The sequence below is a fragment of the Thioclava sp. F34-6 genome, from assembly GCF_002213235.1.
Taxonomy (GTDB): domain Bacteria; phylum Pseudomonadota; class Alphaproteobacteria; order Rhodobacterales; family Rhodobacteraceae; genus Thioclava; species Thioclava nitratireducens.
Genome location: NZ_NBOA01000018.1, coordinates 1 through 10848 on the forward strand (window position 1 = coordinate 1; position 10848 = coordinate 10848).

Here is a 10848-nt window from a genome sequence, read left to right on the forward strand (position 1 = left end):
CTCCACTCCTCTTCCAGCCAAGGAAGCGTAGCGGAAAACTCCAGCTTCAAACGGTCCAGTTTCCGGGGATCAGATCAGATGGCACGGATCGAGCCGTCCTTTCCGAAGAGCCATGGCCGCCCACGGGTCGATGATCGTCGTGTTCTGAGCGGGATAATCTTCATCAACCGCAATGGGTTGCGCTGGCGCGATGCACCGAGGGAATACGGTCCACCCAAGACACTCTACAACCGCTGGAAGCGTTGGAGCGAGATGGGGGTGTTCGCCCGAATATTCGAGGGGCTGGCCGCCGAAGCGATGGAACCGACGACTATCATGATCGATGCGACCTACCTGAAAGCGCACCGCACGGCCTCGAGCCTGCGGAGTAAAAAGGGGGATGCGGGCGCCTGATCGGTCAAACCAAGGGCGGGATGAACACCAAGCTGCACGCTGTGACCGACACATGCGGTGGCCCGATCCGGTTCTTCATGTCTGCGTGCCAGGTCAGTGACTACACCGGCGCGGCGGCTCTTCTCGGTGACCTACCGGCCGCAAAGTGGCTGCTGGTTGATCGAGGTCACGATGCCGACTGGTTCCGAGAAGCCCCGCAGGACAAGGGGATAAGGGCCTGCATCCCTGGCCGCAAGGCGTGCAAGGTCCCCGTCAAATATGATAAGCGCCGATACGGATCGAGATAATGTTCGGCAGGCTTAAGGACTGGCGACGCGTGGCGACCCGCTACGACAGATGCACGAAGGTCTTTCTCTCTGCCATCGCGTTGGCCGCAACAGTGCTCTTCTGGTTATGAGTCCTGAGCCTAGCAGGCTGTCGAGTTTTCTCGGACCACTTCACCGAATCGCTTGAAGGCCGAGTCATGCCAAATGCATTTGCCTTGGCATCCCTTTGGGGATAAAGCATTGCTGTGGAACGATAACATGGCAGCTCACTGATGGCGCATGGATCTCGTCTCTTGTAGAAATGAACGTGCGGATATTAATGGATGGTGTTTGGCTCACCCTGTGCCGCCTCGAGAAATGTGACGTTTAGGTATCAAATTGAACGCGACGCTCGATATACTTCTATCAATTTCATCAGCCATGGCGATTGGCGTGATTGCAATAATATTGACACTGCTTGCAATAGATGTCGTCACACCTATGAATGAAATTCCTGAACATTATTCTTATTGCGGTGCGCCAATTGAAAATTTATTTTTTCTTTATGGGACTATTTTCCAGCCAGGAGTGATAATTTCCGCAATATTTGTATTTTATGGGGCGGGCAGGTTGAGCGGGCTCTCGAAATCTTACTTGCTAGAGATGATTTCCATTTTTATTGCGATTCAATCTGCAGTGTCATTTTATCTTTTGTGAGTTCCGTCGCCTCTGTTGCACAAACGAACTGGTGGCCGGGGGCCGCGACAGGGATGCCGAGCGCGATGTAGCCGTTCAGAACGGCGACACGGACCTGAATCCCGGCGACCTGTCGGTCGAAGGCCCGTGCCATGAGGCGCTACCCCAGCCGTTTCACACAGTGCATCTTCGTCTCGAGGCGGCTTCGGCGATGGTATCCGCTCTATCGTCGCCGAGGACACCGGGGTATTTCGATGCTCGCAACGCTTCGTTTCGTACGACCGCGCCGGCGGTGACTGTGTGCCGCGGCTTGGCGTTCTTGCGGCGCAAAATGACTGGGTGCGCGCGCGGTCAACGATGGCATCGTGGCATCTTCGGATGTCGTAGGCACCGTCGGCGGTGACGCTGTCGATCTGCGCGTGCGCCGGGATCTGTTTGAGCAGGTCGGGTGACACCGGCGCATCGCCGATGTGGCTCCCTGTGATCTCCACGGCCTGAACCTCCGGCGTTTCCTTACCAATCCGCAGATGGATCTTGCGCGAGACGCGCCGTTTCGGGCCGCCATGCTTGCGGGCGTGCCACTCGCCTTCACCCTCGACCTCGAATCCCGTACTGTCGATCAGCCGGTGCGGAGGCCTCTTGGCCCCTCGATACGGGATGTTCACAGCTAATGTCTTCTGGCGGCGCGACAGCGTGCAGAAGTCAGGTACGGTGCAGTCGAGGCCGACCAATTGAAGCAGGCTATCGACGAAGCCCGTTGTCTGCCGCAATGCCATGCCGAACAGAACCTTCATCGTCAGACATGTCTGGATGGCGGTGTCACTGTAAGTCTGCTGGCAGCCCCGCCTGCCTGTCGGCACGGCATCCCAGCTCATCTCGGGGTCGAACCATATCGTCAGCGAGCCTCGGCGCTTGAGCGCTTTTTTAGGCAGGCCAGTTCCTGGTCCTGTAGGTCGGCCGTGTGGGGCTGCTCATTCATCCAAGCTACCACTATGGATTCACGAGATGAATCCCTCATCGGATTTATGCAATAGAGCCACGGCAGGAGGCCATCTTCTTGATTGGACACGGTGCCAAGTCTCCCAAACCGACCGATGATACGCATTTTGCCACTGGCAATCTTGTTCACTCTAGACCATTTTGCCCCCAATCCGATCTAGCGCAACGAGAGGCCTGCATGCTTGTTGAACAAACTCCCCTCGCGGGCGTCTTTGTCTTGATCCCCAAGCGGTTTGGCGACGCTCGCGGGTTTTTCTGCGAAACCTTTAGCGCAAGGTCTTTTGCGCAAAACCAGCTCCATTTTGATTTCGTCCAGGACAATCATTCGCTTTCGCAAGCCGTCGGCACAGTCCGCGGTCTGCATTTTCAAGCGCCACCTCACGCGCAGGATAAACTGGTGCGATGTGGGCGCGGGCGGTTGTGGGATGTGGCGGTTGATATCCGCAAGGGCAGCCCGACTTACGGTCAGTGGTTTGGGACTGAACTCAGCTTTGAGAACGGGCGGCAATTGCTAATCCCCGCCGGATTTGCGCATGGGTTCATCACCCGCGAACCAAGTACCGAGATCATTTACAAATGCACCGAATATTACGCGCCCCAAAGCGAAGGGGTTCTCCGCTGGAACGATCCTGACGTAGCCATTGACTGGGCGCTCGGTGAGGGTGCGGAACCCGCATTGTCGCAAAAAGATTTCGAGGCAGGCCGGTTCGCTGATCTCGATAGCCCGTTCATTTGGGATGGTGCCGCATGAAGCTATTGGTTACAGGTGGGGCAGGGTTTATCGGATCTGCAGTTGTGCGGCTTGCTGTGGCGCGCGGTCATCATGTCATCAACCTTGACTCACTGACCTATGCGGCTTGCCTAGAGAACGTAGCCAGCGTTTCGAGCAGCAACCGCTACGCCTTTGAGCACGTCGATATCCGCGACCGCGCGTCCCTGGATCGGGTGTTTTCCCAGCACCGCCCCGATGCTGTGATGCATTTGGCCGCCGAGAGCCATGTTGATCGTTCCATCGACGGGCCGGGCCGTTTCATCGAGACGAATATCACCGGCACGTTCAACATGCTCGAGGCCGCGCGCCGCTACTGGTCCGATCAAGGTAAGCCCGCCACTTTCCTCTTCCATCACATTTCGACGGATGAGGTGTTTGGCTCTTTGCCCAATGATCCGAGTGTCAAATTCACTGAGACAACCCCCTATGATCCGCGCTCGCCCTATTCGGCCTCAAAGGCGAGCTCAGATCATCTGGTGCGCGCTTGGCATGAGACCTATGGCCTGCCCGTCGTGCTCAGCAATTGCTCAAACAATTACGGCCCGTTTCATTTCCCCGAAAAGCTGATCCCGGTGATCATCCTCAAAGCCTTGGCCGGAGCCAAGCTGCCGATCTACGGCGATGGATCCAATATCCGCGACTGGCTTTATGTCGAGGATCACGCCGATGCCCTGTTGCTGGTGCTCGAAAAGGGCGTTTCGGGACGCAGCTACAATATCGGCGGCGAGAATGAGTGTTCAAATCTAGACTTAGTCAAAACGCTGTGCGCCATTCTCGATCAGAAAAAACCAAAGCCCAGCGGTTCCTATGCCGATCAGATAACGTTTGTCACCGACCGTCCCGGCCATGACGCGCGCTACGCAATTGATCCTAGTCGTATTCGCTGCGAATTGGGTTGGCGCCCCAGCGTCACGGTGGAACAAGGGCTTGCAAAGACCGTGCAATGGTATCTCGACAATGAGGATTGGTGGCGTGCGCTACAAACCCGCGAAGGCGTTGGCGAGCGGCTTGGGGTGAAGGCATGATCCTCGTTTTCGGCAAGACCGGTCAGGTCGCAACCGAGTTGCAGCGCCAGGGCGCGGTCACCGCACTGGGCCGTGACGCTGCCGATCTGAGCGATCCGGCGGCCTGCGCCAAAGTGATCGAGGAAAGCAACGCGACTTGCGTCATAAACGCCGCCGCCTATACCGCCGTAGATCGCGCTGAAGACGACGAAGCCTTGGCGACCGTCATCAACGGCGATGCGCCCGCAGCCATGGCGGCGGCTTGCGCGGCCAAGGGAATTCCGTTTCTGCATCTGTCGACCGATTACGTATTTGATGGTTCGGGCGATACCCCTTGGCAACCGGCTGATCCCGTCTCGCCGTTGAACGCCTACGGCCGCTCAAAACTGGCGGGTGAGCTAGGCATCGTGCAGGCGGGCGGGCGCTCTGCGATTTTGCGCACAAGCTGGGTGGTGTCGTCGCACGGCAGTAATTTCGTCAAAACGATGCTGCGCCTGTCGCAAACCCGAGATGCGCTTGCCGTTGTAGAGGATCAAATCGGCGGGCCAACGCCCGCCGCCGACATCGCCGCGACATTGCTGCGCATCGCTGCGCCACTGGGGGCAGGTCAGGGTGGCGGCGTTTATCACTATGGCGGCATCCCGTGGGTGAGCTGGAAGGAATTCGCGACTGAGATCTTTGCGCAAGCCCACAGCGATATAACCGTCACCGGCATCCCCGGTGCGCAATACCCGACACCCGCCGCGCGACCGCATAACTCGCGGCTGGACTGTGCGCGTCTTACGCGGGATTTCGGGATTGCTCCACCAGACTGGAAAGCTGGATTGGCGCAAATTCTTAGCGAGTTGGAGGCCACGCTGTGACCAAACGCAAAGGCATAATTCTGGCGGGTGGCACGGGAACGCGGCTCTATCCGATCACCATCGGCGTGTCCAAACAGCTTCTTCCGATCTATGATAAACCGATGATCTATTATCCGCTGACCACGCTGATGCTATCGGGCATTCGTGAAATCGCGATCATCACGACCCCGGTTGATCAGGATCAGTTTCGCCGCACGTTGGGCGATGGCAGCCAATGGGGCATCTCGCTAGAATATATCACGCAGCCCTCTCCTGACGGTCTCGCGCAGGCTTATATTCTGGCTGAGGGTTTTCTGCAGGGCGCACCCTCGGCAATGGTTCTAGGGGACAACATTTTCTTCGGTCACGGCCTGCCAATCTTGCTGCAAGAAGCCGATGGCGCGGCGGTCGGGGGGACGGTTTTTGGCTACCGCGTGGCGGATCCTGAACGTTACGGCGTGGTGGATTTCGACGCCCACGGCCAAGTGCGCGCGATTGTCGAAAAGCCTGCAAAACCGCCCTCGAACTACGCGGTCACTGGACTTTATTTTCTTGATGAGACAGCGCCCGAACGCGCCCGTCACGTAACCCCGTCAGCGCGCGGTGAGCTTGAAATTGCCTCGCTTCTTGAGATGTATCTTGTCGACGGCGCTTTGTCCGTCAAACAAATGGGGCGCGGCTATGCATGGCTCGATACCGGCACCCATGCCAGCCTGCTGGAAGCGGGGAATTTCGTGCGCACGCTTGAGCAGCGTCAAGGCTTGCAAAGCGGCAGCCCCGATGAAATCGCCTTTGCAAATGGCTGGATCAATGCAGATGATCTCATCGCACGCGCCAGTCAGTTCGGAAAAAGCAGCTATGGAACCTATCTGAAACGCCTGATCTCTGAGACTTAGGTGTTTATCCCGCGGTTTGATCGTGCGACTTTAAGGCCCTGCCGAGCGTGAAGGAGCACAGGTATGGAACAAGGGGCGTATAAGCGCCTGATCTGAGGTTGGGAACCGTTAGCCGGAAATTACGCCACCCTCAGATCCTCACTATCTTCGCGGTACGATCGATCCACTCATGTTGACTTGACAACACCGATTGGTTTTCGCGATGGGATCAGTCACGTTCACCCGCGCTGGCCAAAAGGCATCTACAAATCTCAGGCGCTACTCATGAACGATTATCATGAAAATTTAGGCCAGGACGAAATGATCGCGAAACAGAAACGTTTTCAATTTCTTAGGCGTGCAACCGCCGACAGCCTTCTTTGGCGCTTGCTGGCCGAAAGCCTACCAGAACACAAAGGCAAATATGCTGCGGCAATCGCCGCGATGATAATGGTTGCTGCCACTACAGCGCTATCTGCTTGGGTCATGGGCAAAATTGTGGACGCCATGTCCGACCCTCAAAATAAGGCGCATCTTTACGGGGTCGCCGCCAGCGTTTTTCTTATTTTCATGGCAAAAGGCATTGCAAGCTTTGCGCAGGCCGTATTGATGGCACGGGCAGGTAATCGTATCGTCGCGGAAAAGCAAATATTGCTGTTCAAACACTTGCTTCGCCAAGGTATCGCCTTTTTCAATACAACGGAATCGTCCGATCTGCTTCTGCGAGTGACGCAAAGCGCTCAAATGGCGCGCAACGTGATCGATGTTGTGGTGACAGGTTTCGTTCGTGATAGTTTGACCTTGATAGGTTTGGTAGCTGTCATGTTCTATCAGCAACCCATCTTGTCGCTTATCGCTCTTGTGGTTGGCCCAGCAGCAGTGATCGGCGTGCGCCGAATCCTAAACAAGGTTCGCGTAATCATGGCACAGGAGATGGCCGGACTGACTGAGATCATCAAGGTCGTACAAGAAACCTCCGCCGGCGCACGGGTTATTAAAGCCTTTGCGCTGGAGGATATCATGCAAAAGCGCATGAATTCTGCGGTAAGAGATGTTGAAAAACGCTCCAACAAGATGGTCCGGCTTGAATCCGCAACTTCGCCTCTGATGGATACGCTGACCGGCGCCGCTATTGCCTCTGTTGTACTTCTTAGCAGCATCAGCATTGCAGGACAGTCGGTGGGAACGGCGGGGCAGTTGATGTCGTTTGTGACAGCATTTTTAATGGCTTACGAACCTGCAAAACGTCTATCTCGGATGCGTGTAACGATTGAGGGGGGAATGATCGGCGTCCGCATGATGTATAATTTGCTGGATCAGCCAATTAATCTTATTGAGGCCCCCGACGCCCGTGAATTAGCGGTCGGGCCAGGCGAAGTGACGCTAGATCAGGTCTCATTTGGCTATGTTGGTGACACATCAGTTATCCGAAATCTGAACCTGACGTTCGAAGCCGGAAAGACAACGGCACTCGTCGGCCCCTCTGGGGCAGGGAAATCAACGATTCTGAACTTGATTTTGCGACTTTATGACCCAGTAGAAGGCGCGGTGTGCATTGATGGACAAGATATCCGCAAGGCCACCTTTACGTCACTGCGCCAAAAAATCGCTTTTGTGGGGCAAGATACATTTCTGTTTTCCAACACGGTGATGGGCAATCTGCGCGTAGCCCGCCCAGATGCCACAGATGAGGAAGTGTTCAAGGCCGCACGCGTCGCCTATGCTCACGACTTCATTGAAAGCCTGCCCGATGGCTATCGAACGCATATCGGCGAAAATGGCGCGTTTCTCTCTGGCGGACAGCGGCAACGGTTATCAATCACGCGAGCGGTTTTGCGCCGAGCGCCAATTCTATTACTGGATGAAGCCACCAGCGCTCTAGACAGCCAGTCAGAGGCATATATTCGTGACGCGCTGGAAAGTGTCAGTGCAGGCGTAACCACAATCGTTATCGCACACCGGCTGGCAACCGTGATGAACGCCGACAGAATAATCTATCTGGAGGCGGGTCAGGTGGCAGAACAAGGCACACTGCAAGAACTTCTTGCCAAAGGTGGAGCGTTCAAAAAGCTATATGAGACACAGTTCCGCAATGGGTGATAGACTCTGTTGCGCAAGGCGCTTCGGCAGACGACCGGGTTTGTCGAGAGCTGCTGAAGCTGATCGGCTTTGGACTGGGCGGTGCTGGGCCGCCGCCGGCATCCTCGAAGCAGGCAAGGGCTTCCGCCTTCTCAAAGCATACAAGCAACTGCCCGACTTGAAGGCCGCGCTGGAAAAGCACCGCGCCCCTGAAATTGATGCGCCGCTTGACCCGTTCACTCAGGCCGCATAACCATAAAATCCGCAGAGTCACCCGAAACGCTTTTCAACACCGTCCGGGACATTCCCCATTAAAGCGATACAGGTCCACTACCGGAAAGAAAGAATAAATGACACCCACGCCATTTTGGAAAATCAAACGGGAACTACTCCGATTGCTTCATAAGCCGCGAAATGTGTTAGATTTGTCTCTAGCCTCTTTTCGACAACGGCAAACTGACCGTTCCGGGACGAAGGTGCATACCGGGGAAGCTTTGCTGCACAGGGATGGCGCAGTGTTGTTGCTCTATCCAGCGCAAGGTGTCCCAGCGTATTACATCGAGATGCTCGCCTATCTGAATAATCGCGGCATTTCGCCTGTGGTTGTCTCGCAATTGCCTCTTTTAAATACGGACCGGATGCGGCTGCTAGCAGAGGCGTATCTGGTGATTGAGCGACCCAATTATGGTTATGATTTTGGCGGGTACCGGGCTGGGGTTCTAGAAATTCTTGACCAAGGGCTCACGTTTGAAAACCTGTTTATACTCAATGATAGTATCTGGTTTCCTTTGTTTGCGTGCTGCGATCTGATTGAAACGGCCCGGGACGATCATTCAGACCTCTACGGAATCTATATGAATGAGCGTCCCAAGACACCGCAGCGCAGCCATCTGCAATCCTATTTTTATCGCTTTGGTCCGAAATTAACCCGCAGCGCTGATTTTCGTGAGTTCTGGCGACGGCTACAGACCTACAATAACAAAGACCTCACTATACGCCGCATCGAGATGAGGCTGACGCATTGGTTTGCGTCGCACGGATACTCAATAGGTTATCGATATTGCTTTGAAGATGTCAAGGAGGCCATGGCCAGATTGTCAGTAGCCGAACGCTATGCGTTGGCCGATTACCAAATCCTGATCGGCGAGAAATATTCTAAGCAGATCAAATCTCGCGTCGCGGCACGCGCCTATGATGATGACGCGATTTTTTTGAAAGATATGGAGCAGGGGATTTTGGGGCGCTATTTTATGATTTTACATCCGGCGCTGCTGCTGGAACGGATGCGATGTCCGGTCTTGAAGCGCGACAAACGCCATCCATATCAGGTGCAGCGTGCTGTGCTTTTGTCTGAAACGTTTGCCGCGGATCTACCTACGGAACTCACTCGGGAATTGGAAGCAGCAACGGATATGTCGCTGATCGCAGGTCATCAGGATCGGATAATCATGAGCTCCGCCAAGGTCGAACAGCTCGGTGCTAAGCATGAGTGACCTTCCGCCACTTGCTAGGAGCTGGGTGCTTGTGTCGAGCCAGCTCAGCCCCAACTTCGGGCACATCTGATGAAGCGCAATAGGAAAATTACATCAATATGAGCTATAGATGACAGGTCCTGAGCGCCTGGCTAGGCGAGAAAAGATCATACCGCGTTTGCTCAGCGATGGGTTCCGCAAGCAGAGCAGACTTTACGCTGTAGCAGTTTTGGCAATGCTCATTTCGGCTTCCAGTGCGGCGGCAGTCGCATGGGTGATAGACTCTGTTCCGCAAATCCCTGTGGGGATTTATCTCGTGAATCCAATATGGTAGCTGGGCGTCATGAGCAGCCTCACGCCCCCGACTTACAAGACCAGCAACTGGTCCGCGCACTTCGCGACTGCCGCATGCTCGGCCAAGAAGATGCCGATGATCTGGTTCCGATGGGCTTAAGCGGCACCACTGGGGCCACGGTCCCTCGGACTGCGCAGGTGCCAGGTCGTCTGGCGGACACCGAAGAACGGGGTCTGAAGGAACTGCTCGTCGACGCTCTCGTCTTTCTGCGTGAAGCAAGTGCTTGTTCGGTCAAGGCCAATGCGAGCTCCCGCAACCAACTTCATTTGCTCGGCGGTCTCGTCATCGCCGGGCAAATCAAGTCCAGATCGAGCCCCCGCAACCAACTTCATTTGCACGAGGTCGTCAGACGCAAGTCCGACGGCCTTTTAGCTTGTCTGGCTGAGGCTTAAGATGCCGACCAGATCGCCCTCGATATCGATGACGAAGCCTTTCGGTACGTCCTCAGCGGGGTGCATCACAATCCGGTCGATAAGACTTCGAAGAACTTCGATTGCGTCGCCGTTTGCGTTCTGTTCGAGCGACTCGCGGAGCTCGCTCAAAGCTTTCCGATAGCGCACACCCATTGACGGGTGCAGAAGCGGCTTCTCTTCCTGGGGCGCCGAGGTAAGACGGGCCTCGATCTCGGTCTTTTGGATTTCGAGAGTTTCCATGCGATCTTTGACACGCTCGGCAGGCACGCCATCGATGATGGCATCGACGAGCCGATCTAGGTCGCGCACGATCTTGGTGAGCTTGGCTTCATCGCGCGCACGGTTTCCAGTTTCGGCCATCCGCAGCGCATTCATGTGCCGTGTGTACTCTTCGCAGAAGACCTCAAGGAGTTCGTCATTCATGAGATTGTGCTGAAGGCCGCTGAGGACAGTGGCTTCTAGTACATCCTTGCGGATAGTCTTCGTGTTCGTACAGGTTCCCTTGTTGCGCGCGCCGGCACAGCCAAAGTGGTTCTGACTGATCTTGACGAAACCACTCCCGCAAACCCCGCATTTAATCAGACCGGACAGCAGGAACCGTGGTCGCCGCCGATCCCAATACCCGGTGATCTGATCCCCGGAAACTGGACCGTTTGAAGCTGGAGTTTTCCGCTACGCTTCCTTGGCTGGAAGAGGAGTGGAG

The 10848-nt window shown here is 55.6% G+C and carries 9 protein-coding genes and 3 pseudogenes; 10 read left to right on the plus strand and 2 right to left on the minus strand.

Features of this window, described 5'->3' with window-relative positions; translation table 11 throughout:
• Nucleotides 1–78: 78 nt before the first annotated feature.
• A pseudogene (locus B6V72_RS18535) lies at nt 79–790 on the plus strand (IS5 family transposase).
• Between the two features lie 247 nt (nt 791–1037).
• The gene (locus B6V72_RS19260; protein WP_168173086.1) at nt 1038–1355 is read left to right on the plus strand and encodes a hypothetical protein; all 318 of its coding nucleotides are present in this window, start codon (nt 1038–1040) and stop codon (nt 1353–1355) included.
• Here B6V72_RS19260 and B6V72_RS18540 read toward each other — a convergent pair.
• Nucleotides 1315–2309: pseudogene (locus B6V72_RS18540) on the minus strand (IS5 family transposase). The gene B6V72_RS19260 and the pseudogene B6V72_RS18540 overlap by 41 nt on opposite strands.
• Nucleotides 2310–2511: 202 nt before the next feature.
• Between B6V72_RS18540 and rfbC the strand changes: the two are divergent.
• From rfbC to B6V72_RS19075, 8 genes and pseudogenes are all read left to right on the plus strand, one after another.
• Nucleotides 2512–3084, plus strand: a complete 573-nt coding sequence (rfbC, locus tag B6V72_RS18545) for a dTDP-4-dehydrorhamnose 3,5-epimerase (protein WP_088736317.1) — start codon at nt 2512–2514, stop codon at nt 3082–3084.
• A complete protein-coding gene (rfbB, locus tag B6V72_RS18550; RefSeq protein ID WP_088736318.1) occupies nt 3081–4130 on the plus strand; it encodes a dTDP-glucose 4,6-dehydratase in 1050 nt (349 codons plus the stop codon). The genes rfbC and rfbB overlap by 4 nt, the downstream gene beginning before the upstream one ends.
• Complete coding sequence (rfbD, locus tag B6V72_RS18555) at nt 4127–4972, plus strand: dTDP-4-dehydrorhamnose reductase (protein WP_088736319.1); 846 nt, start codon at nt 4127–4129, stop codon at nt 4970–4972. Before rfbB ends, rfbD begins: the two co-directional genes overlap by 4 nt.
• Nucleotides 4969–5847 (plus strand): glucose-1-phosphate thymidylyltransferase RfbA, encoded by an 879-nt coding sequence (rfbA, locus tag B6V72_RS18560; RefSeq protein ID WP_088736320.1) that lies wholly within the window; start codon nt 4969–4971, stop codon nt 5845–5847. Before rfbD ends, rfbA begins: the two co-directional genes overlap by 4 nt.
• A gap of 264 nt (nt 5848–6111) precedes the next feature.
• Nucleotides 6112–7926 carry an ABC transporter ATP-binding protein gene (locus tag B6V72_RS18565; RefSeq protein WP_240497764.1) on the plus strand — a complete coding sequence of 605 codons (1815 nt, stop codon included), beginning with the start codon at nt 6112–6114 and terminating at the stop codon, nt 7924–7926.
• 91 nt (nt 7927–8017) lie between these two features.
• A pseudogene (locus B6V72_RS19070) lies at nt 8018–8158 on the plus strand (IS256 family transposase); the annotation flags it as partial.
• A gap of 97 nt (nt 8159–8255) precedes the next feature.
• Nucleotides 8256–9398 carry a rhamnan synthesis F family protein gene (locus tag B6V72_RS18570; protein ID WP_088736321.1) on the plus strand — a complete coding sequence of 381 codons (1143 nt, stop codon included), beginning with the start codon at nt 8256–8258 and terminating at the stop codon, nt 9396–9398.
• A 249-nt stretch (nt 9399–9647) separates the two neighbouring features.
• Nucleotides 9648–10124 carry a hypothetical protein gene (locus tag B6V72_RS19075; protein WP_146696230.1) on the plus strand — a complete coding sequence of 159 codons (477 nt, stop codon included), beginning with the start codon at nt 9648–9650 and terminating at the stop codon, nt 10122–10124.
• Here B6V72_RS19075 and B6V72_RS18575 read toward each other — a convergent pair.
• Nucleotides 10101–10568, minus strand: a complete 468-nt coding sequence (locus B6V72_RS18575) for a hypothetical protein (protein WP_240497765.1) — start codon at nt 10566–10568, stop codon at nt 10101–10103. The two genes, B6V72_RS19075 and B6V72_RS18575, sit on opposite strands and share 24 nt — an antisense overlap.
• Nucleotides 10569–10848: the final 280 nt, after the last annotated feature.